Raw genomic sequence first — 22,021 nt, 5'->3', positions numbered from 1 at the left:
CGCGGGCTGGCGCAACCGTGATTTTGCGCCTGCGGCATTGCATGTGCAGAAACTGCGATTGTAGCATCCGAAACAGGTGATTAAAGTTTAGTCACTTTAAAAAATTCGAAGATTATTGCATGTGAAATGCATCCTGCGCAAAAAAAACGCGCGATTACGTGGCCGGGTTGGTGAATACGCGAAACGCTCGTTCGCGGGCTTCTCTAGCTTAGGCCGGAATCAAAGGAGTGCACCGCAATGATCGAGACACCGTATCTATTGTTTTTGGGCGATGCGCCCGACCTGTTGGCCGCAAAGGTTGCGATTGGTATCCGTGACTGGCGCCCGGAAAACGCGGTAGGCCAAATCCGGCTGGAGGGGTGTAAAGCTGACCTTGGGTTGACGGAAATGACGCTGGCCGAAGGTAAGGCTGCTGGTGCCAAAACCCTTGTGATCGGGGTTGCAAACCGCGGTGGCATTATCAGCGAAACCTGGAAAGAGGTTCTGATCGCAGCGCTGGAAATGGGCTATGATCTGGCGTCGGGCCTGCACAACCTGCTGCGGGATGAGGGCGATCTGATCGCAGCCGCTCAGACCCATGGTTGCACCTTGCACGACGTTCGGGTTCCGACTGTGGGTTATCCGATTGCTAACGGGAAAAAGCGTACCGGCAAGCGCTGCCTTGCTGTAGGAACCGATTGTTCTGCGGGCAAGATGTACACGGCGATGTCAATGGATGCCGAGATGCGCGAGCGCGGCATGAAATCCACATTCCGGGCCACTGGCCAAACCGGGATTTTGATCACCGGTCAGGGCGTGCCTTTGGACGCGGTTGTTGCGGATTTCATGGCGGGATCGGTGGAATATCTGACCCCTGAGAACGACCCTGATCACTGGGATCATATCGAGGGGCAAGGATCTTTGTTTCATGTCTCCTATTCCGGTGTAACCATGGCGCTGATCCATGGCGGGCAGCCGGATGCTTTGATCTTGTGCCATGAACCCACCCGGACACATATGCGTGGTCTGCCCGAGTATTCTCTGCCGACATTGCAGCAGCTGCGCGACACAGCATTGCCCTTGGCGCAGGTGGCAAACCCCGATTGTCAGGTGGCGGGTGTGTCGATCAACACACAGCATCTGAGCGAGGATGAAGCTAAGGCGTATATCGCAAAGGTTGAGGCTGAGTTGGGGCTTCCGACCACTGACCCCTATCGCTTTGGTGCGGGCAAGCTGGTGGACGCGCTGGCCGCTTTGTGATCTGAACATCCCGCCAGTGGCCACTCACGTCTCTGGCGGGCGTTTTTCAAAACGATGAAGGAGCTTGCGCGTGCAGGTAGAGGTCTCTCGTGATGTGTTCCGACTGGCGCAGGTGTTCACCATCTCGCGCGGGTCGCGGACCGAGGCGAAGGTGCTGACGGTTCGAATTTCGAACGGAACTCATCAGGGCTGGGGCGAATGTGTGCCCTACGCGCGCTACGATGAGACGCTGGACTCGGTTGAAGCCGAGATCGCGGGCCTGCCTGCTGAGTTCACTCGTGAGACGTTGATGGATTTGCTTCCAGCAGGGGCCGCGCGGAATGCTGTAGATTGCGCGCTGTGGGATCTGGAGTGCAAACGCGCAGACAAGCGGGCTTGGGAATTGGCTGGTCTGCCGGTTCCGGGTCCTGAGATCACGGCCTATACGCTGTCGCTGGCAACGCCCGAAGCGATGCAAGCTCAGGCGGCTGAGAACGCGCATCGTCCTTTGCTGAAGATCAAGCTGGGCACGCCCGATGATATGCCCCGGCTTGAGGCCGTACGGGCTGGCGCGCCGAACTCGACCATCATCATTGATGCCAATGAAGGCTGGTCCGCCGAGGTCTACGCCGACCTCGCGCCGCATCTGGTGCGGCTGGGCGTCGCGCTTGTTGAGCAGCCTTTGCCCGCAGGCGAAGATGACGCGCTGATCGGGATGGACCGACCTGTGCCCGTTTGTGCAGACGAATCCTGCCATGATCGTGCCAGCCTGCCCGGCCTGAAGGGCAAGTATGATGTGGTCAACATCAAGCTCGACAAAGCCGGGGGTTTGACCGAGTCACTAGCGCTGCGTGAGGCGGCTTTGGCCGAAGGCTACAAAATCATGGTGGGTTGTATGGTCGGCAGCTCTCTGGCGATGGCCCCTGCGACACTGTTGGCGCAGGGTGCAATGGTTACAGACCTTGACGGCCCGCTTCTGTTGGCCGAAGACCGCGACACACCGCTTACTTTTGATGACGCCGGGGTGCATCCGCCGAAAGTGGGCCTCTGGGGCTGAGGAGACAACATATGACCCGCACTGTTTACGTGAATGGCGACTACTTGCCTGAGGCTGAGGCCAAGGTATCGATCTTCGATCGTGGGTTTCTGATGGCAGATGCGGTTTACGAAGTGACCAGCGTTCTGGACGGCAAGCTGATCGACTTCGAAGGTCACGCGGTGCGCCTGAAACGGTCACTGGACGAACTGCAGATGGCCGAGCCCTGCAGCAAGAACGAACTGCTGGGAATTCATCGTAAGCTGGTGGAACTGAACGGTATCGAAGAAGGTTTGGTTTACCTGCAAGTTTCGCGCGGCAGCGATGGGGACCGGGATTTTGTGTTCCCGTCCGAGGATACAAAACCGACGCTGGTTCTGTTCACGCAAAACAAGCCGGGTCTGGCAGACAGCCCTGCCTCGCGCAAAGGTGCAAAGATCATCTCGATCGATGACATCCGCTGGGGTCGCCGCGATATCAAGACCACGCAATTGCTGTACCCCTCGATGGGTAAGATGATGGCCAAGGCCGCTGGGTGTGATGACGCCTGGATGATCGAAGACGGCTATGTGACCGAGGGCACCAGCAACAACGCCTATTTCGTGAAGAACGGCAAGATCGTCACGCGCCCATTGTCCAATGACATCCTGCACGGCATCACCCGCAAGGCTGTTCTGCGATTGGCGGCTGAAGCGCAGATGGAAGTTGAAGAACGCCTGTTCACCATTGATGAAGCCAAAGAGGCGGATGAGGCCTTTACCACCTCAGCCAGCGCCTTCGTTATGCCAGTGGTTGAGATCGACGGCGTCACTCTGGGCGACGGCACGCCGGGGCGGATCGCCAAGCGCTTGCGCGAGATTTATCTGGATGAAAGCCGCAAGGCCGCAATCTAATCAAAAAGACCCGCCAATCAGGCGGGTCTTGCTCTATGAGCCTCAATCTTTTTTACCCACATTCTCTTCGAAGGCGGTGTTGAACGCGGCCTGTTTTTCCGGGCTGGCCTCGGTTTGGTAGTTGGCCTTCCATTCATCCATGGTCATGCCGTAGAAAACTTGACGGGCCTCGTCCTTGCCCATCTCGATGCCTTTTTCATTCGCAGCTTCCTGATACCAGCGCGACAGACAGTTACGGCAGAACCCGGTCAGGTTCATCATGTCGATATTCTGAACGTCGGTGCGGTCTTCCATCAGGTGCTTTTGCAACCGACGGAATGCGGCGGCCTGAAGTTCGATTTCGGTTTGCTTGTCCATGGTCTGGCTCCGGAATATAGGATGCGATTTCTTTCTGACCTAGAGTTCTGGCGTCTTTGTTTCAACAAGCTCTGTGTCATGCCAGCTTCAGGGCCAGCCACGGGATGATGCAGAAGATCAACGTCAGTATCTTGTAGTTGGCCAGATACCGAAAATAGGCACGTCGCACGTCTGGGCGTTCCATTTGGAACATCCGGCCATGAAAACCGGCTATCCAGTCCTGCATGAGAACGATCATAAGGGTCGAGAACAGCAAAACCGCGATGTTGAGCAGCGCCATCCAGCCAAAGAAAGTTGTCAGAAACTCCTGTGTCATGGTCACCTCCTTCTTCCCTTATATATGGGGATCAAAAGGGGGCCTCACAATGACGTGGACCAAAGGTCGCTGGCCGCCAAGGCATCCTGCAGGATCACCGCCAAGCGCTCAGCCCAGGCCCGTTGCCCGGCGTGATCCGCGATCAGATCATTCCGCAGCTCGATCAGGGCATTGGGACGCTTGTGAGCCGTCCCATGCTTGTCAATCGCATCGCCGGGCAGAACGCCGGTGTAAGGTTCGTTCACACCAACGCACAGATCATCTTCTGCTCTGAGCCGGTTGATCAGTGGGTGCGAAAACCTCTCATCCGGTGTGTGCAGAACGCCGACATGCCAGGGGCGCGGCTCGCGGCCCCTGAGTTGTCGGGTGAACGAATGCATCGAGATAATGATCGCATCCGGTTTATTGGCTAGCTTTTCAAGCGCATCGTGATACGGGCGATAGCACATGTCTAAACGCCGCTCCCGCTCGGTCGTGTCGGCATCACGATTGCCGGGGATGATCGAACCGTCGTAGAGCTTCATCAAAAGCGTCGGATCATCCTCGCCCCGGTTGGGGTCGATCACGAGGCGCGAGAAATTTGCCGCGACGACTGGCGCGTTCAGATGCTCCCCCAAATGTTTTGACACTTCATAGGCGCCAACATCATAGGCAATGTGACGCTCCATATCCTCGCGTGGAAGGCCCAGATCTCCGCCATTGATCTCTGGCGGGACGGTGTTGGTTGCGTGGTCGCAGGTGATCAGCCAGCGGGAGAGGCGATCCTCGCCGTGCACAAAGTAAGGAGAATACGTCATAAGCCTGTCATCAAGTTTGCCGCAGGTGTAGGGCAGTTGCGTCAAAAAGGGAATTGCGCAATAAGCATCTCGATAACTGTTTGCGGTAACATTTTGTGACTGCCGAGGGACGAGGAGAGCACAAACAATGCGACGCCTTAGAAATGTAAAAATCGTGGCGACGCTGGGACCGGCGTCCAATGACTATGACACTATCCGTGCTTTGCACGAGGCCGGTGCAGATGTATTCCGTCTGAACATGAGCCATGGCAGCCATGATGAGATTCGCGAACGGCACCGGATCATACGGCAGGTGGAAAAGGACCTGGACAGCCCGATTGCAATTCTTGCGGACCTCCAGGGCCCCAAGCTGCGGGTTGGCGTGTTTGCCAATGACGCCGAGGAACTGGTTGAAGGAGCATCCTTCCGTCTGGATCTTGACCCTGCTACAGGGGATGGTGCCCGCGTTTGCCTGCCGCATCCCGAGATTTTTGCGGCGTTGGAGCCTGGTGCACATCTTCTGGTCAACGACGGTAAGATCCGACTGATCGTAGATGAATGCGGTCAGGATTTTGCGAATTGCACCGTTGAAATCGGCGGTACGATTTCGAACCGCAAGGGCGTGAACGTTCCGGACGTCGTGCTGCCCGTGGCGGCTTTGTCGGCCAAGGACCGTGATGATCTTGAGTTTGTCTGCCAGTTGGGCGTCGACTGGCTGGCGCTGAGCTTTGTACAACGGGCCAAGGACGTATTCGAGGCGCGCGCGCTGGCCGATGGCCGCGCCGCGATCCTTTCGAAGATCGAAAAACCTGCTGCGGTTGAAGCCTTTGATGACATTCTGGATGCCTCGGACGGCATCATGGTCGCTCGCGGTGATCTGGGTGTAGAATTGCCCGTCTCTGCGGTGCCACCGATCCAGAAGCGCCTGGTGCGCAAATGCCGTGGTGCAGCCAAGCCTGTGATCGTGGCAACCCAGATGCTGGAAAGCATGATTGAAAGCCCGATGCCGACACGCGCCGAAGTGTCCGACGTGGCCACCGCGATTTACGAGGGCACGGATGCCATCATGCTCAGCGCGGAATCTGCGGCGGGATCATACCCGATCGAAGCGGTGCAGACCATGAACAAGGTCGCTATCGAGGTTGAGGCTGATCCAACCTATACACAGATCATTGCAGCATCTCGTACTGCAAAGGGCACCACTGTAGCCGATGGGATCGTGGCTGCTGCCCGCGAAATTGCAGAGAAAACCGAGATCAAAGCAATCTGTTGCTTTACGCAAAGCGGCACCACCGCGTCACTGACAGCGCGGGAACGACCCGGTGTGCCGATCATTGCCATGACCTCGCTGATGGGAACTGCGCGCCGGTTGTGCCTGAGCTGGGGTTGTAATTGCGTCATGACGCCCGAGCTAGAGCGTTTCAAAAGCGCAGTGGTCAATGCAGCCCGCGCGGCCCGCGCCGGGGGATTTGCCTCAGAGACCGATCAGATCGTGGTCACCGCTGGCGTGCCTTTCAACGTGCCAGGCACCACCAATATCTTGCGCGTGGCACCCTGCGACGAACGCCTGATCTACAGCACTGATCCAGAGTAACGGGGCACTTCAGTTGCTTCAAAACGGCCCGCTCTGCCTTGCAGGGTGGGCCGTTTTGCCAAGAATCTCCTGATTTCTAAGCGAATTTTGTCCGTTTAGGGCGAAACTTGCAGATTGTATTTCATTTTCCGGTGGAAATTCCCGATAAAGGCCCTAGGGCGATCACTCAGCATGTTCCAGGTTCCGGTCGCCCGCCGGGGGCACGGGCCCCGGATAACAACCATAAATGGAGGAACGAAATGACAAACAAAATTGTCATCGGACTGGATGGGACAGAGACCGGAGAACGCGCGCTCACCTTCGCCAAGGAATTGGCCAAAGGGATGGGTAGCTGCGAGCTTCTGGTGGCCTATGTCATCGAATGGTCGCCTTACACATTCCAGACCCCAGAAGAAAATGCCCAACGTCACAAACGGCGCGAGGAGGAGCTTGAACTGGCGACAACGCGCATCGTCACCCCTGCGGTGGACGGTCTGAAGGCAGCTGGCTTCACAGCTCAAGGCGTGGTGCGTCACGGGGACGTGGCAGAAACCCTGAATGCGATCACGGTTGAAAACAACGGGTCGCAGATTGTGGTTGGCCGATCCTCGGCCGACGGTATCAAAAAGCGCATCTTTGGCAGCTCGACGCAGAATCTGGTGATGCATGCCGACGTGCCGGTCACAGTTGTGAATTGAGGGGGCAGAACAATGAAAGCTTTAAAACTACTTACTCTGCTTGTCGCATCCTTGTTCACGGCAAGCGCAGCTTTGGCGCAAGAGGCACCAGGATTAGATGATCGGATCAATCAGGCCTTTGCTGACCTGACTGGACCGTTCGTCAGCTTTATCTTCGCACCGTTTCCGGGAACCGGTTTTCCGTGGATCGTAGGTTGGCTTGTCGTCGCCGCAACGGTGTTCACGTTGTACTTCGCCTTTGTACAGTTTCGGTTCTTCGGCCATTCGATCAGCCTGGTCAAAGGGGATTACTCGGACCCGAACGATGCAGGTGAGGTCAGCCATTTCCAGGCGCTTGCCACGGCACTTTCGGGTACTGTGGGTCTGGGCAACATCGCTGGTGTGGCTGTTGCCATCGGGATCGGCGGACCGGGTGCAACATTCTGGATGATCGTCGCAGGTCTTTTGGGCATGGCGTCGAAATTCACCGAATGTACGCTGGGCGTGAAGTACCGCAACGAATACGAAGACGGCACCGTTTCGGGTGGCCCGATGTACTACATGTCCAAGGGGTTTGCCGAGCTGGGCCTGCCGGGCGGTAAGATTCTGGCCGTTCTGTTCTCGATTTTCTGTATTCTTGGCGCGCTGGGCGGGGGCAACATGTTCCAGGCCAATCAAGCGCATCAACAGATCGCAGGTATCGTCGGGGACTATCCTGGTTGGATCACCGGTCTTGTCTTCGCGGGAATCGTATTTGCGGTGATCGTGGGTGGTCTGAAATCCATCGCACGCGTCACTGAGAAGGTCGTTCCCTTTATGGGGGTCATGTATGTGCTGGCCGCGCTGGTCATCATCCTGATGCATGCAGACCAGATCGGCTGGGCCTTCGGTCAGATCTTCGCCGGAGCCTTCACCGGCCTAGGCGTTGCTGGCGGTATGGTTGGAGCGCTGATCCAGGGCTTCCGTCGTGCAGCGTTCTCGAACGAAGCGGGCGTGGGTTCCGCGGCGATCGCACACTCGGCCGTGCGGACCAAAGAACCGATCACCGAGGGCTTCGTCTCGTTGCTTGAGCCGTTCATCGACACGGTTGTGATCTGTACCATGACTGCGCTGGTGATCATCATCACCCAGCAGCTGATCGTTGATCCGGCAACCGGCAACTACATGCTGAACGAAGCAGGCAATGCGATTGCAACCGTTGATGGCAATTCCGGCGTTAGCCTGACCTCGGCAGCCTTCGGTAGCGCGTTCAGCTGGTTCCCGTTTGTTCTGGCGATTGCGGTGGTGCTGTTTGCCTTCTCGACGATGATCAGTTGGTCCTACTACGGCCTCAAGGCCTGGACTTACCTGTTCGGCGAAGGTCAGACCAAGGAACTGGTGTTCAAGATCATCTTCTGCATCTTCGTTGTCATCGGCGCTGCGGCCAACCTTGGTCCGGTCATCGACTTCTCGGACGCGGCGATCTTTGCGATGGCGGTTGTGAACGTCTTTGCGCTGTACTTCCTGATGAAAGTGGTGCGGCAGGAGCTGGCTTCCTACGCTGCACGGCTGCAAAGCGGGGAAATCCGCAAGTTCGAACACTAAGCAATTTCACCGGGGCGGCCTACGTCGCCCCGGTGCCTCTGACCCTTTGCTGAATCCGCGGATTCTGGTCAAAACCCCCTTGCCAGCATGACAGAACTTGCGTAAACGGCGCATCTGTTGCGTGACCGGCCGAGATGGCATGCCGAGTCGCGTTTGAAACCGAACCCGAATGAAGGAGACGGAAATGCCTAAGATGAAGACCAAGTCGAGCGCCAAGAAGCGCTTCAAGGTGACTGCGACCGGTAAGGTCCTTGCTGGCCAGGCCGGCAAACGGCACGGCATGATCAAGCGGACCAAAAAGTTCATCCGCGACGCCCGTGGCAACACCACCCTGTCCGCCCCCGACGCAAAGATCGTCAAGGGCTACATGCCCTACGACCGCTAAGAGGAGATTAAGATATGTCCCGCGTTAAAGGTGGAACCGTAACTCACGCCCGTCACAAGAAGGTTATCAAGGCCGCCAAAGGTTACTATGGCCGCCGCAAGAGCACTTTCAAGGTTGCCCGTCAGGCCGTCGACAAGGCCAACCAGTACGCAACCCGCGACCGTAAAAACCGCAAGCGCAACTTCCGCGCGCTCTGGATCCAGCGGATCAACGCGGCTGTCCGTTCGCATGACGAGGCTCTGACCTATTCCCGCTTCATCAACGGCCTGAACCTGGCCGGTATCGAAGTGGACCGCAAAGTTCTGGCCGACCTGGCCGTGCACGAACCGGAAGCGTTCGGCGCGATCGTCGCCAAAGCTCAGGCCGCTCTGACTGCCTGATCCTCTTTCGAGAGACAGTGAAAGAAAGACCGTCCCGTTTGGGGCGGTCTTTTCTTTATGTTGTAAGGGAAAGGTCGCAGGACACAGGTTTTAGGCTCTTGATGCACTGATTCCGCGCTTTGCTTCGCAACGCATTCAGCCCAGCGCAATCTAAGTTATCAGTCCCTGTCAGGGTTGCAAACAGCCCCGGACGAAATCCGAGGCCGTTTATTCATATCATCAACCAAAATGACCTATTGAAACGTTTAGGTCATGTCGCGTGAGACACAACTGTAAAATGACCCATAGTTTGCCCATTTGGTAAACACTTTTGGCATGCTAACCATAGCCTTAACCGAGACCCATTTTCGAATGTTACTCTTTGGCGTCCATGAAATACACATAGCATGTACATTAAGTCCAAGTACTATTTCTCATGAAATTTGAGCCCTCAGTTTGAGCTGAAGGTTGTTTTGATGCCCTACGGCCCACGAAGTCGCCTTCTCGCATCACTGAAAATCAAAGACCAACTGCTGTGAGGCATTCAGCAGCCTGATTTTTCGCCCCATTGAAGCTTCTGCTTTCAAAGTAACTTCGGCAGCAGCACGTGCATCTTCTCCGGCATCATGGTGTTTGAATTGAAGCCCTAACACCTCTTTGAGATTGGCCAGACCATGCCCACCATTGCCCCGCAACTCCGGCCAGGCTTGGCGAGCGATGGCAACGCTGTCTGACCATACCGATTTCAACATTTGAAGTCCTGCAAGTCGGCACGCTGCATCAAAGGCTTTCTCATCGTAACGGCTATGTTGAACAAGCGGATATGCTTCAAGAATCGGACGCAAATCTGGCAATACTTCTGCAAATTTGGGGGCGTTCTTCACAGTTGCAGCATCAATGCCATGCAATCGGGTATTGACAACAGCCAGCGCAGGGACATGGTTGTCCTGACCCACACCCGAGAGCAGTTCGCTTTGTCCCTGGGCAGCTATGGTCGCCCACGCATGACCGAGGAGCTGAAGGAACTTGGTATCAATATCGGCCACCGCCGTGTCGGCAGGCTGATGCGTGAGAACGGCATATCCGTAAAGAGAAACAAGAAGTTCAAGGCGACGACCGACAGCAACCACAGCTTCATTGTTGCACCGAACCTGTTGGATCGTGACTTCTCAGCAGATCGCCCCAACCGAAAATGGGCGGGTGACATCAGCTATGTCTGGACGCAGGAGGGTTGGCTCTATCTGGCTGTCATCCTGGACCTGCATTCCCGGCCCGTCGTCGGTTGGCAGTCAGCAATCGTATGAAACGCGAGCGGCACGGGCAATTGTTATGACAACGCCGCAGTCGAGACCTTCTTCAAGACGTCCAAGGCAGAGCTGATCTGGCGACGCTCGTGGCCGACAAGGCGGGCCACCGAACTGGCGATCTTCGAATACATCAACGGATTCTACAATCCGCGTCGCAGACACTCAGTCCTCGGCTGGAAAAGCCCCTTGGCCTTCGAAGCTCAGGCCGCATAAATGAGGAACCGGAGCGGCACCACAAAGTGACAGGTCCAAAGGCTGGATCATACACTTCGACTACACTGACGTCGGCACACCGACAACCGATGCAGAGTTTATGTGACAACTTCCTCTGGGCTGATAATGTCGCAGAACAGACCGCTTGATTGCAAGAACGCGTCCAAAGGTATGGCCGCGTCAACAACCTGACGAAGCCGGCATGCGGTCCTGCGAATCAGAAGTAAAAACTTCACTGCTCTTGGCAAGATCAAACTTGTCATCATTCAGAGCGACCAGCGAGTTTCCGGAGCCCATCCCCACCTGCGTCACGGTCAGGGGGTCAGCCCCGAGCCTCAGCGTTCGGAGAGTGCCCATTCGGTGAACATGTTGATCTGCGCCTGAACCTCCGAAGCAACGCGTTTCGATTTGACCAAGAAATAGTCCGATCCGTAGCTCATACGGCGGTCAGACAGTTGAACCAGCGCTCCAATCTCAAGGTCCGGTTGCACCATGGCAAACGGGCAAAGTGCAACACCTTGGGCAGATAAAGCCGCGGCCCTCAACAGGTTGAAGTCCTCATATGTCGGTCCGTGCAAAGGTCCGGGGTCCGTGTTGTTGTCTTGATCAAACCAGCGCCGCCATCCAGTGGTATCGCCATCATGCAACAGGCCAAGCTGACGCAAGTCTACCGGTTCGTCCGACGTGGTGTTGTGCTGGGCGAGCAGAGCCGGGCTGCACACGGGCAGGCTGTCGCCGCTCAGGAAGAATTCAGACGCAATATCAGGGCTGTGCGGTGGTTCCGGCTGAAATGTAAATGCGACATGCACATCAGAAAAGTCGATTTCATATCCGTGGATCGCATAGACGATGCGGGTCTCGATCTCCGGATGGATTTGCTTGAATTTGGTAAGCCGGGGGATAAGCCAGCACATTGAAACAGACGGGATTGCGGCAACGACCAGTTCATTTCCATGATTGCCCGATTTGGCACGGTGACATGCTGCATCAATCTCGGCCAGCGACAGGGACAAGGAATTCGCCAGGTCTTGAGCGTGAGGTAACAGGGTCGCACGGTTGCCTTCCCGAAGAAACAACGGTGCCCCGAGCCAAGATTCTAAATTCTTCACCTGATGGCTGATCGCCGATTGCGTGACGAAAATTGCCTCGGCCGCAGCTTTGAACGACCCAAACCGTACTACGGCTTCGAAGGCCCGCAGTGCATTGAGAGGAGGTAAAGCCATGATATTCCTGTAGCATGAGGAAATCTAATACTCCCTTGAGATAACATCGTTTGACGAAATCGTGCAATAGGCGCTGTCTGTAGGCAGGAGAACCCGAGTTGGGTCAGACCAAGTCAACTAGAGGACACAAATGGAACGCGAACGTCTACAGAACTACGTCGGCAACGGCGACAAGGCCACCGGCACCTTTTCCGAGGCCGAAATGCAGCGCCGAGTTGACGCGATCCGCGCACATATGACCAAGGAAAGCATCAGTGCCGCGCTGTTCACCAGCTATCATTGTGTGAACTATTATTCCGACTTCATCTATTGCCAGTTCGGTCGCCGCTACGGCTTCCTCATCGATCACGACATCGCCACCTCGATCAGCGCTGGCATCGACGGCGGCCAGCCCTGGCGCCGAACTTTCGGTGGGAAGAACGTGACCTATACCGATTGGCAGAAAGACAATTATTTTCATGCCATCCGCACGCTGCTGCCTGGTGGCGCAAAGCGCATCGGCATTGAATTCGATCACATCACCATCGATACGCTGGCCCTGCTCAAGGCCGAGTTCCCGCAGATCGAGTTTGTCGACATCGCGGCGGCCTCTATGCGCCTGCGGATGATCAAGTCCGCCGAGGAAATCGCGCACACCGAAAAAATGACCCGCATTGCGGATATCGGCGGCGCGGCCTGTGTCGAAGCGACCGCCGTGGGTGTTCCCGAGCATGAAGTTGCCCTGCATTCCACCGCGACGATGATCCGCGAGATCGCGAAAGTCTGGCCCAATGGTGAGTTGCTCGACACCTGGACCTGGTTCCAGTCCGGTGTGAACACGGATGGTGCGCACAATCCAGTCACCAGCCGCAAGATCGAAGCGGGCGATATCCTGTCGCTCAACTGTTTCCCGATGGTAGCGGGCTATTACGTTGCGCTGGAGCGCACCATGTTTGCCGAGCACGCAAGCGACGATCACATCAAGATGTGGGAGCTGAACTGCAAGGTCCATGACCGCGGCAAGGAGCTGCTGGTTCCGGGCAACAAATGTTCCGACATCGCCAAGGAGCTGAACGAAATCTACGCCGAGGCCGATCTGCTGCAATACCGTAGCTTTGGCTATGGTCACTCCTTCGGCGTGCTCAGCCATTACTATGGCCGCGAAGCGGGCCTTGAGCTGCGCGAAGATTGCGAGACAGTTCTTGAAAAAGGCATGATCGTCTCGATGGAGCCGATGATCACGATCCCCGAAGGTATGCCCGGTGCAGGCGGCTACCGCGAGCACGACATCCTCGTGATCGAGGAGGCGGGTAACAAGAACATCACCGGCTTCCCCTACGGCCCCGAGCATTTGATCATCAAATCAAACGTCAAGGCAGCCTGATCTAATCGGAACGCCCCGGCTCTACCTGAGTCGGGGTGTTCTGCATCCAGAAACTGAAACAAGGGAGAAACATATGTTTCTAAATTCCTGGGTTCTTGACTGGTTCATCATCCTGAGTATCGCCACCATTTCTGTCGCTGTTGTGGCATGGCTGCTGGATCGCACCCGTCAAGACGATTGACCTGAAACACCTGTGCCGCGTGAGAAACCGGCACATTCCATCGAACTTATAGGGAGGAGTAGATCATGGAGAGCATTCCATGGATCAACTGGTTCATCATGACCGCATCATTTGTTGTCTTGATATGGCTGGGCTGGAAATCGAGCAAAATCGTACATTCCAACAATGATGACGAAAGCGGCTTTCTGGTGGCCGGACGCTCGCTCGGCCCGTTTATCGGGGCGTCGACAATCGTTGCCACTGGGTATTCCGGTTGGGGCTTTATGGGCTCTCCGGGTGTCGCCTACGAATTCGGAGCCATTGAGATCCTCGGCAACTTCATGTTTGCCCCGGCAATGGTGATTGCCGTATTGTTCTTCGCCAAGTTCCTGTCGGGTCGCGCGGCTTCCATGGGCAGCAACACGATCCCTGAATATGCTGCAAACCTGCATGGATCCGGCGGTTTGGCGCGTTTGGTCCAGGGTGTGGCGGCGGTTGTCACGATCGTGCTTCTGCTGGTCTTCCTGACCAGCCAGATCAAAGCCGTTGGCATCCTCGCAGCGGGCTGGCTCGAGCTTCCACAGGTCTGGGGTGCTACGGTGATGATCTCTATCATCATCCTATACACCGTCCTTGGCGGGCTAACAGCGGTTGCCTGGACCGACACGCTGATGCTGATGGGGATGCTGGTTGCGGCGGTGATCGTCTGCATACAGATGTTCAGCGACATTCCCTTGGGGCAAATGATCGCGCAGCTGAACGAAATCAACCCGGAGTTGGTCAACCCGACGACGTCGGATCCCTACGGCCAAGCCAAGGGTGCGGTTTATCTGGTCCTGCCCTACGCGTTCATGTTCTCGGCGGTTCTGCCCTACATGGCGGTGCGGTTTCTAGCGTTCCGCGAAGACGTGAAGTTTTCGACCGTCGCTATTTTCGTCGCGCCTTTCGCCTGCATCCTGTCGCTGATCCCGATTGTCGGTCTCTACATGCGTATAAAGATGCCCGATCTGGCAGAGGCAGATCAGGCCATGCCCGTTTACCTTGAGACCTTCCTGCACCCGATCCTGGGCGGCTTCATCACGCTGTGCATCTTGTTTGCCATGCAATCCACCGCCAACTCGCTGCTGCACACCGTGGCATCTGCGGCATCGCATGACCTACGCCGCGCGCTGTTTCCGGGCCACGAGAATCCCACGACCGTGCTGTTCATCAACCGCGCAGCAGTCGTGGTCTTCGGTCTGGTCGGGCTGGCCATGATGATCTACGCACCGCCGTTTTTTCTGTCTTGGCTGGGCATCCTCGGCACGGGCACATTGCTGGCCGCCCTGGTAGGGCCGATTTTTGTGTCAGCGTTCTGGCGGGGCAACGCTTATGGCGCATTGGCCGCGATGGTCGGTGGATTCTGCACCTCGGGCTACCTTTTGATCTGGAGCGACGCAGGCTGGGTCGTTGGACCGTTGGTCGGCTGCGTAGTTTCGACAGCCCTTTACATAGGTGTCAGCGCTTTGACCTTCGGCCTTGACAGACGGGTTCACACGGCCTGAGCTGGACGGATGAAATGAAGAAGGCAGGCCATCGGGCCTGCCTTCCTCTGTGGGAATTTGGTGGCCTGATACGGGCTTCTCTCGCAGCGGGATTGCCAAGCTGTTTGGGTGTGCGATCGGGTTAAGCGACCGGCCTGAAAATGCCATCCTCACTGCCGCGCCTGAAGCGGTCCCGTTTTCCTCGCGAGATCGTCGCATATGCGATCAACTTGGCAAAGCCGGCCGCAGAGATGTGGCCCAATCCAGGCTCGGCATTGCATTCAAAATGACTACAGTTTCCCTGAACAGGAGCGCGAAATGCAATATCAACGTTTCCTTCCAAAAGGAGCAGCATCCTTTAGTCTGGATTATGACGGGCCACCAAAAAAGTTCTCTTTCTTACTACTTCCAAATACAACCTTGCTGGCCTTCAGCGCTGCAATAGAACCGTTACGCATGGCCAATCAACTAACTCGCAAACGGTTGTTTGAATGGTACGTAATGAGTACAGACGGGGATCCTGTAGTTTGCTCCAACGGCATCAGTATAGGCGCGGACAGCGGTTTGCAGGTGCTGGAGCGCGGCAGTACCGCCTTCGTCTGTTCCGGAACAGAGCCTGCTTTGGCCTGCGATAACAGGGTTCTAGGTTGGATTCGAAGACAGAGATTACATGGTATTAACGTCGGGGGGATTTGCACTGGTGCCTTCGCGCTCGCGGAAGCCGGTGCCTTGGACGGCCGCCGCTTTACAGTGCATTGGGAGAATGTCCCATCTTTCCGCGAACTCTTTCCAGAACTGGAGCCAACCCGGAACCTTTATGAAACCGATCGAGGCCTGCGCACTTGCGGCGGTGGCCATGCGGCCACGGATATGATGTTAGAGATCATTGAGGAGACGTATGGTTCGCTCTTGGCGACTAGCGTCGCTGACATGTGCCTGCACAAGCGGGCTACAGTAGGGATGACTCGCCAGGTATCCGCGGTCTCGGCGGTGCTAGGCAGTCGAAACAAAAAGCTAACCTCCGCCATCCGCATTATGCAGGAAAATCTGGAGGAGCCATTGGAAATGGAAGAGATCGCCCGACGGGTAGCAGCGTCACGACGGCAGTTGGAGCGACTGTATCAGAAGCACGTAGGACGTTCTCCATGGCAATTTTATTTCCAGCTTCGGTTAGAGCGGGCTTACTCGTTGCTCAACGAAACCGACATGAGTGTGCGCGAAATCGCGATCGCGTCGGGTTTTGGTAATGCGCAACATTTCGCTAGGCAATTCAAACGCATGTTCGCCATTTCCCCTCACAGCTACCGCAAAACCTGGACGTTAGCTACAAAATCAGAACAGGTTAGAGATAGTGAGCCTAACCCGGATAGGAGCTTCGTTGCAAAAAAATCGCGTGAAGGTTTCACCCTGTGAAACCAGCATGGTAGCTGGGCTTGACGTGATAGCGGCTTTGATGATGTGGCCGCCGCCCCGACGGCATCAATGTGCCCAGGTGGGTCTGCAACGATCCATAAAGGAGAGCGGTCATGTCGGAGATTATCACGGTCGGGCTCGATCTGGCTAAGAACGTGTTTCAGATTCATGGGACAGATGGAGCGGGGCAGCCTGTTCTGCGCAAGAAATTGCGGAAAGATCGGATATTGACTTTCTTCAGTGCTTTGCAGTGCTTGTGTTGCACAAATCGGTTGTCCTTCGTCAATACATGATTGTAACGGCCGTTCGCATCGGTATGCCCGAACTTGAAAGGAGCGGGACAAAAGTGGAAATTCGCTGCAAGCGGCTTCAAAGTCGGCAAACCGCGCTTTTTGCCTGCGGCGCTCCACTGGAAGGGGTGAAGGCGGAGGTTGGTTGTTTTTGAGAAAACACAATTCAAGCGGCCATTTGAAATCGAGAGGGCACTATCCACGCAGGCTTTGACCCCGCTGCCAAGGGCTTCTCCAAGGAAAAAACAGCACTGTTGGGAACAGCCCTTCGAAAGATCATGTTAGGGAGCTCAAGAGCCGGCCCACCAATCGAGTGGTCGGGCTTAATTGCAATGTCTTAACACTGCGACGACAGCGGGAGTAGTGCTTCTTGCAGCGTAGGCTACTGTGCCAACATCATCTGTCCTTGCTGTGTTCTAAGCAAGCAGGACAGCGCCGCCTTCACGTTAATCGTGCCAACCGGGCCGTCACCGTTTGTCACTAGGATGTCGCTCTGCTCATCAATCAGCATGGCGATGATGTCCTTCAGCGGTGTCGTGTCCGGGATCGAGCGGGCATTCGCCGCAACCGTCGAAGTGACACCCTCCATGATCTCCATCGCGCGCAGGACGTTCAGCGGATTCATGTGGGCAACAAACTCAGCGACATAAGGCGTTGCCGGGTTCAACACGATGTCCTGTGGCTCTGCGCATTGCACGATGCGGCCGCCCTCCATGATAGCAATGCGGGATCCTATTTTTAGTGCCTCGTCCAGATCATGGCTGACAAAGATGATGGTGCGGCCCAGTTTCTGCTGAAACTCCAGCAGATCGCCCTGCAGCTTGTTGCGGATCAGCGGGTCCAGCGCCGAAAATGGTTCGTCCATCAGCAGGATCGGCGCCTCGGTGGCAAAGGCACGGGCCCGGCCGACGCGCTGCTGCATGCCGCCGGACAACTCCTGCACCTTGCGGTCTGCCCAATCCTCCAGATGGACCAGTTCCAGCTGCTCGCGCGCCCGGCGGTAGCGTTCTTCTTTCGGAACGCCGGCCACCTCCAGCCCGTAGGCCACATTGTCAATCACCGTGCGCCAGGGCAGCAGCCCGAATTGCTGGAACACCATGCCGATACGGTCACGGCGGATCTTCCGCAGATCGCGGGCATCGGCCTGCACCACGTCGACAATGCCGCGCCCGGTGTTGACCTCGACCTTGCCGCGAACCACGGGGTTTAGGCCGTTCACGGCGCGTAATAGAGTGGACTTACCAGAACCGGACAGGCCCATCAGCACCATGATCTCGCCGTTCTTGATGTCAATCGAGCAGTCGTGAACGCCCAGGACCTGGCCGGTCTGCTCCTGGATTTCCGCGCGACTCATGCCCTTGTCCATCAGCGGTAGCGCCTTAGCTGACTCCTTGCCGAAGACAATGTTGACGTTGTCAAAACGAACCATTGTTTCAGTCATTGCTCAGGCGCCTCCCCGCTTGAACATCCGGTCGGAGATGATCGCGACCAGCACGATGGCGATTCCGACTTCGAACCCTTTAGCAATATTCACAGAATTCAAAGCCCGCAGGGTCGGCACACCCAGCCCGTCGGCCCCCACCAGCGCGGCGATCACCACCATCGACAGAGACAGCATGATGGTCTGTGTTAGCCCGGCCATGATCTGCGGCAGTGCATAGGGCAGCTCAATCTTCCACATCAGCTGCAGCGGAGTTGAGCCGAAAGCCTTGCCCGCCTCAATCAGCGCCGTCGGAGTGGAAGTGATGCCCAAATGGGTCAGCCGGATCGGCGCTGGAATGGCGAAGATCACCGTTGCGATCAAACCAGGTACCATGCCGAGGCCGAACAGGATCAGCGCGGGGATCAAATAGACGAACGTCGGGATCGTTTGCATCAGATCCAAGACTGGCTCCATCGCCCGGTGCAGCCAGGGCCTGCGTGCGGCTGCAATGCCCAGCGGCACCCCCAACCCCATGCAGACGGTGGCGGCGGCCAGCACCAGCGCCAATGTTTCAGTCGTCTCGACCCAGTAGCCCTGATTGACGATCAGCAGCAACCCCAGTGCGGTGAATACGGTGAAGCCCGCGGATCTCCGGGCCAGCCAGGACAAGACCGTGATTACTGCGATCACTACAAAAGGATTCGGCGCCTGCAGCAGCCACAGCAGCGCAAGAATGATAGATTCCAGCACTGCCGACAGCCCGTCGAAGAACCAGAAGAAGTTGTCGGTAAGCCACTCGACGAACCTTTTGGCCCATGCCCCGATAGGGATCTTATGAGATTCCAGCCACTCCATTTTCAGGTCCTCCCTCCTGTCCGTGTTGCGGATATTCAATGATGCTGATTCAGTGTCTTTCTGAGCCAGCTGCTAAGATGTGCCATCACATCGGGCTCCAGCGCATGGCCGGTGTTCTCGCAAACGACGAGTTCTGCGTTCGGGATAAGCCGTTTGGCCAGCTGTGAGCTGGCCGGCTCGATGCAACGGTCCTGCGCCGCCCCAATCACCAGGGTCGGGCAAGTTATTTGTGTCAGATATGCGCCGCGGTCTCCCGACCGGCTCAACGCCAGAAGCTGCCGGGCATAGCCGCCAGGTGTGTAACCACCATCCACCATCTCCTCAGCCGCCTCGACAGCATCCAGAAGCGGTGAAGGTGCGGAGCACCAGATCAGATCCTCCGCAAGCCAGCGGATCAGAGCATCGCGGTTTTCAAACGGGCGCGCATTCCGCAGAAAGCGCTGCCAGGTCTCTGCCGGGACCGGAGCGGCTGCTTCTCCGGCGGAACTGCATATCTGCACCATGCCGGTGACCCGGGTGCCGGCTTCTGCAGCAACCAGTTGTGCGATCATGCCTCCCATGGAGAAACCGGCAACAGCAAACTTGTTGATCTGCAGTTCGTCCAGAACCCGCAGGACATCATCACGCATGTCAAACAGCGTGTAGGGCAACGGCTCTTGGCCATAGGGTGCCCCGGTTTCAAGCGTTTCGACGGCGGCTCTGTCCACATCCGGGCCACAGCGCCCCGACCCTCCCGAATCCCGGTTGTCGACACAAATCACCCGGAAGTCGCACGCCAGATCGGCAATTGCCTCCCGCGGCCATTCTTCAATACGCATCCCCAATCCGAGGATCAGGACTATGCACGGCGACGAAGCGTCACCGTGCATCTCTGCATGGATAGGGCAGCTGCTGAGGTTTTCGGCAGTCTTTGGCATCAGCCGCCCCACCGTCTTACAAGCCCAGATGCGCGCGCACTGCGTCCAGACCGCTGCCGCCGTCTTTGGCGGTGACACCTTCAAGCCAGCTTTCAAGATATTCCGGGTGCGCTTTCAACAGCTTGGCTCCGGCATCCGTGGGGTCGTCGCCGTCTCCCAGGATGTAACCCATGCCTTCGCTTTCAACAGGAATATCAAACGTCATCTGGGTCAGCAGCTTGCCCACGTTCGGACATTCTTCGATGTAACCCTTGCGAACCTGGGTATGGACGGTCGCGCCACCAAAATTAGGGCCGTAAAAGTCGTCGCCGCCGGTCAGGTACGCAATCTCGAACTCGGTGTTCATCGGATGCGGCGCCCATGCCAGGAACACGATCCAGTCTTCCTTGCGGGCGTTTTTCTTGACCTGCGCCAGCATCCCCTGCTCGGAGCTTTCGACCACTTTCCAGCCGCCGAGGCCAAAGGCATCCTTGCCGACGATATCCAGCATGATGTCATTCGAGCCCGGCTCAATCCCGTACATCTGGCTGCCGAACTTTTCCGAATTCTCTGCCAGGTGGCTGAAATCCGTTACCCCTGCGTCATAGACGTACTGCGGCACAGCAAAGGTGAACTTCGCCCCTTCCAGGTTCTGGTGAACCGTCTCGATTGCGCCGGTGTCGCGATAGGCCTGGTAATAGGTCTCCATCGCTGGATCCCAATAGCCAAGGAACACATCCAGGTCCTTGCTGACCATCGCTTCATAGATCACTGGAATGCCCAGCACATCGCTTTCCGCAGTATAGCCAAGCCCTTCCAGCACAACGCTTGCCACACCAGTGGTCAACGCGAGGTCCGTCCAGCCTGGCTCTGCCATGCGCACAGTCCCGCAATCAGCAGCCGCCTGATGCGCAGTCAGCGCAAGCGCCGAAGCCAGTAGCGGGGTTGCAACCATCCGTTTCATACTCTCTCCTCCCTTTGGTCATTTTACTGACCCACAGGTCAATAAACCATCCAGTAAGATAAGTTGACCTTAGAGTCAACAAATCCTAACTTCCGGTTAAGAGGAGATCGGAATGGGCCGCAAAAGCATTGCTGAAATACGCAGGGAGGAGTTCGCCACGGCTGCCTTCGAGGTGCTGTCGCTGCATGGAATGCAGGGCACAACGCTGCAACGCGTTGCCGAACACACCGGCGTCTCCAAGGCCAGTGTGCTGCACTATTTCACCAGCAAGCAGAACTTGATTGAGACCGCGATGCGCCAGGCCAATGCTGCGCTCAGAAAGGAAGCTGTCCTGTTCCTCAGCATGTCCTCTTCTCCTTGGGAAAGGTTCTATGCCGTTGTGGAAGCGAACTTTTCTCCAACGACTTTCCGCTCAGAGGTTGCCCACGGCTGGATCGCGATGTGCGCGGAAGTTCCTCACAATCCGCAGTTCCAGCGCTTGCAGACAGCCATTTACAGAAGGCTCCACACCAATCTGTACTCGGCACTGAAAGACACTGGCATCAGCGCAGCCGAAGCTGAAAGCACCGCGCATACAGTCAGCCTGCTCATTGACGGTCTATGGATGCGCTGCGGACTGCAAATCGGCGGCTTGAACCGGGACGAGGCGAAGGCGCAAATCGAAACTGTTGTTAGCCAGGTGCTCCCCGAAGCACAGAACCGGCAGCCAGCGCGAGAAAAAATGAGCACCCTGGCGGCAGCTGTTTCGGCAAACAGGGGCTGAGAACACCGAACATTCCCGCTTGGCCTCATCGTAGTTGCGTGGTTTAGACCGTTCGGATTCTCGCAGTTTGCCAATGTACTGGGCAAGCATTGCTTGAAGTAGGATTACTGCTTGTGGCTGGACCTTTACGCTGTGCAGCCTGCCGTGACCTGGCTGGTGCCAGGATCGCCAAGCCGGGAGACGCTGCGGTCGCAAGGCTACTTTGGCCGCCTGCCACCATAGACTCTTCTAAAAGACTGCACGATGCTCGAAAGACCGCAAAACTGGGATGCGCTGCGAAACAGCCAGGTCATGACGAGGCCCGCATAAATGCCGACACTACTTTGGCCTGCGGCGGCTTAGCGCGTTTTTTGCCTGTTCATGTCTAGGGTCAGGACCCATTGATTTCCGCTTTTCGGCATGATTCATCGTTCGAAAAACGAGTGGTGACATGTCTGACCTTTTCTGGCTGAGC

The 22,021-nt window shown here is 56.7% G+C and carries 21 protein-coding genes and 2 pseudogenes; 14 read left to right on the top strand and 9 right to left on the bottom strand.

The features are described from left to right. The first annotated feature begins 237 nt into the window (after window positions 1-237). The 3 genes from dgcN to ACR0EL_RS20865 all read left to right on the top strand — a co-directional run bounded on the left by dgcN (window position 238) and on the right by ACR0EL_RS20865 (window position 3,147). Window positions 238-1,239 (top strand): N-acetyltransferase DgcN, encoded by a 1,002-nt coding sequence (gene dgcN / locus ACR0EL_RS20875; RefSeq protein ID WP_480502037.1) that lies wholly within the window; start codon window positions 238-240, stop codon window positions 1,237-1,239. 70 nt (window positions 1,240-1,309) lie between these two features. Next, window positions 1,310-2,275, top strand: coding sequence for an N-acetyl-D-Glu racemase DgcA (gene dgcA / locus ACR0EL_RS20870; RefSeq protein ID WP_480502035.1), 966 nt, complete (start codon window positions 1,310-1,312; stop codon window positions 2,273-2,275). 11 nt (window positions 2,276-2,286) lie between these two features. Further along, window positions 2,287-3,147, top strand: coding sequence for a D-amino-acid transaminase (locus ACR0EL_RS20865; RefSeq protein ID WP_480502033.1), 861 nt, complete (start codon window positions 2,287-2,289; stop codon window positions 3,145-3,147). 42 nt (window positions 3,148-3,189) lie between these two features. Here ACR0EL_RS20865 and ACR0EL_RS20860 read toward each other — a convergent pair whose 3' ends face one another. The 3 genes from ACR0EL_RS20860 to ACR0EL_RS20850 form a co-directional block, all read right to left on the bottom strand. Then, on the bottom strand, window positions 3,190-3,504 hold the full coding sequence (locus tag ACR0EL_RS20860) for a DUF1244 domain-containing protein (RefSeq protein WP_480502031.1): 315 nt from the start codon (window positions 3,502-3,504) through the stop codon (window positions 3,190-3,192). A 76-nt stretch (window positions 3,505-3,580) separates the two neighbouring features. Continuing rightward, on the bottom strand, window positions 3,581-3,820 hold the full coding sequence (locus tag ACR0EL_RS20855; protein WP_480502029.1) for a DUF6868 family protein: 240 nt from the start codon (window positions 3,818-3,820) through the stop codon (window positions 3,581-3,583). A gap of 44 nt (window positions 3,821-3,864) precedes the next feature. Then, window positions 3,865-4,617 carry an N-formylglutamate amidohydrolase gene (locus tag ACR0EL_RS20850; protein ID WP_480502027.1) on the bottom strand — a complete coding sequence of 251 codons (753 nt, stop codon included), beginning with the start codon at window positions 4,615-4,617 and terminating at the stop codon, window positions 3,865-3,867. Between the two features lie 127 nt (window positions 4,618-4,744). Between ACR0EL_RS20850 and pyk the strand changes: the two genes are divergently transcribed. From pyk to rplT, 5 genes are all read left to right on the top strand, one after another. After that, the gene (gene pyk / locus ACR0EL_RS20845) at window positions 4,745-6,190 is read left to right on the top strand and encodes a pyruvate kinase (RefSeq protein ID WP_353013219.1); all 1,446 of its coding nucleotides are present in this window, start codon (window positions 4,745-4,747) and stop codon (window positions 6,188-6,190) included. A 239-nt stretch (window positions 6,191-6,429) separates the two neighbouring features. Continuing rightward, on the top strand, window positions 6,430-6,867 hold the full coding sequence (locus ACR0EL_RS20840) for a universal stress protein (RefSeq protein ID WP_170531537.1): 438 nt from the start codon (window positions 6,430-6,432) through the stop codon (window positions 6,865-6,867). A 12-nt stretch (window positions 6,868-6,879) separates the two neighbouring features. Beyond that, on the top strand, window positions 6,880-8,430 hold the full coding sequence (locus ACR0EL_RS20835) for an alanine/glycine:cation symporter family protein (protein ID WP_353013216.1): 1,551 nt from the start codon (window positions 6,880-6,882) through the stop codon (window positions 8,428-8,430). A 184-nt stretch (window positions 8,431-8,614) separates the two neighbouring features. Beyond that, complete coding sequence (gene rpmI, locus ACR0EL_RS20830) at window positions 8,615-8,815, top strand: 50S ribosomal protein L35 (RefSeq protein WP_010443552.1); 201 nt, start codon at window positions 8,615-8,617, stop codon at window positions 8,813-8,815. 14 nt (window positions 8,816-8,829) lie between these two features. Beyond that, window positions 8,830-9,195 (top strand): 50S ribosomal protein L20, encoded by a 366-nt coding sequence (gene rplT, locus ACR0EL_RS20825; protein WP_152457001.1) that lies wholly within the window; start codon window positions 8,830-8,832, stop codon window positions 9,193-9,195. Window positions 9,196-9,683: 488 nt separating this feature from the next. Here rplT and ACR0EL_RS20820 read toward each other — a convergent pair whose 3' ends face one another. After that, window positions 9,684-10,058, bottom strand: coding sequence for an exonuclease domain-containing protein (locus ACR0EL_RS20820; RefSeq protein WP_480502023.1), 375 nt, complete (start codon window positions 10,056-10,058; stop codon window positions 9,684-9,686). Between the two features lie 42 nt (window positions 10,059-10,100). On the opposite strand from ACR0EL_RS20820, the pseudogene ACR0EL_RS20815 reads away from it, so the two are divergent. Continuing rightward, a pseudogene (locus ACR0EL_RS20815) lies at window positions 10,101-10,694 on the top strand (IS3 family transposase); the annotation flags it as partial. A gap of 335 nt (window positions 10,695-11,029) precedes the next feature. Here the strand turns inward: ACR0EL_RS20815 and ACR0EL_RS20810 are convergent. Continuing rightward, entirely contained in the window at window positions 11,030-11,917 is an 888-nt protein-coding gene (locus ACR0EL_RS20810; protein WP_480502020.1) for a LysR family transcriptional regulator, read from the bottom strand. 130 nt (window positions 11,918-12,047) lie between these two features. Here ACR0EL_RS20810 and ACR0EL_RS20805 point away from each other — a divergent pair, with 130 nt between their 5' ends. The 4 genes and pseudogenes from ACR0EL_RS20805 to ACR0EL_RS20790 all read left to right on the top strand — a co-directional run. Further along, on the top strand, window positions 12,048-13,280 hold the full coding sequence (locus tag ACR0EL_RS20805) for an aminopeptidase P family protein (protein ID WP_353008252.1): 1,233 nt from the start codon (window positions 12,048-12,050) through the stop codon (window positions 13,278-13,280). A 246-nt stretch (window positions 13,281-13,526) separates the two neighbouring features. Continuing rightward, complete coding sequence (locus tag ACR0EL_RS20800) at window positions 13,527-14,984, top strand: sodium:solute symporter family protein (RefSeq protein ID WP_480502018.1); 1,458 nt, start codon at window positions 13,527-13,529, stop codon at window positions 14,982-14,984. Window positions 14,985-15,281: 297 nt separating this feature from the next. Beyond that, window positions 15,282-16,376, top strand: a complete 1,095-nt coding sequence (locus ACR0EL_RS20795) for a GlxA family transcriptional regulator (protein ID WP_480502016.1) — start codon at window positions 15,282-15,284, stop codon at window positions 16,374-16,376. Window positions 16,377-16,489: 113 nt separating this feature from the next. Then, window positions 16,490-16,624, top strand: a pseudogene (locus ACR0EL_RS20790) (IS110 family transposase); the annotation flags it as partial. Window positions 16,625-17,048: 424 nt separating this feature from the next. Here the strand turns inward: ACR0EL_RS20790 and choV are convergent. Genes choV through choX form a run of 4 tightly spaced genes read right to left on the bottom strand, consistent with a single transcriptional unit; the run spans window position 17,049 to window position 20,804 of the window. Beyond that, entirely contained in the window at window positions 17,049-18,107 is a 1,059-nt protein-coding gene (gene choV / locus ACR0EL_RS20785) for a choline ABC transporter ATP-binding protein (protein WP_480502013.1), read from the bottom strand. A 3-nt stretch (window positions 18,108-18,110) separates the two neighbouring features. Next, the gene (gene choW, locus ACR0EL_RS20780; RefSeq protein ID WP_480502011.1) at window positions 18,111-18,944 is read right to left on the bottom strand and encodes a choline ABC transporter permease subunit; all 834 of its coding nucleotides are present in this window, start codon (window positions 18,942-18,944) and stop codon (window positions 18,111-18,113) included. Window positions 18,945-18,979: 35 nt separating this feature from the next. Continuing rightward, window positions 18,980-19,861, bottom strand: a complete 882-nt coding sequence (locus ACR0EL_RS20775; protein ID WP_480502009.1) for an alpha/beta fold hydrolase — start codon at window positions 19,859-19,861, stop codon at window positions 18,980-18,982. Between the two features lie 16 nt (window positions 19,862-19,877). Then, complete coding sequence (gene choX, locus ACR0EL_RS20770; protein ID WP_480502007.1) at window positions 19,878-20,804, bottom strand: choline ABC transporter substrate-binding protein; 927 nt, start codon at window positions 20,802-20,804, stop codon at window positions 19,878-19,880. Window positions 20,805-20,916: 112 nt separating this feature from the next. On the opposite strand from choX, the gene betI reads away from it, so the two are divergent. Beyond that, window positions 20,917-21,567 carry a transcriptional regulator BetI gene (gene betI / locus ACR0EL_RS20765; RefSeq protein ID WP_480502005.1) on the top strand — a complete coding sequence of 217 codons (651 nt, stop codon included), beginning with the start codon at window positions 20,917-20,919 and terminating at the stop codon, window positions 21,565-21,567. Window positions 21,568-22,021: the final 454 nt, after the last annotated feature.

The sequence above is a fragment of the Ruegeria sp. AH12 genome (assembly GCF_056541465.1).
Note: the sequence above shows the minus strand (reverse complement) of the source record. Positions and strands in the feature narration are given on the sequence as shown.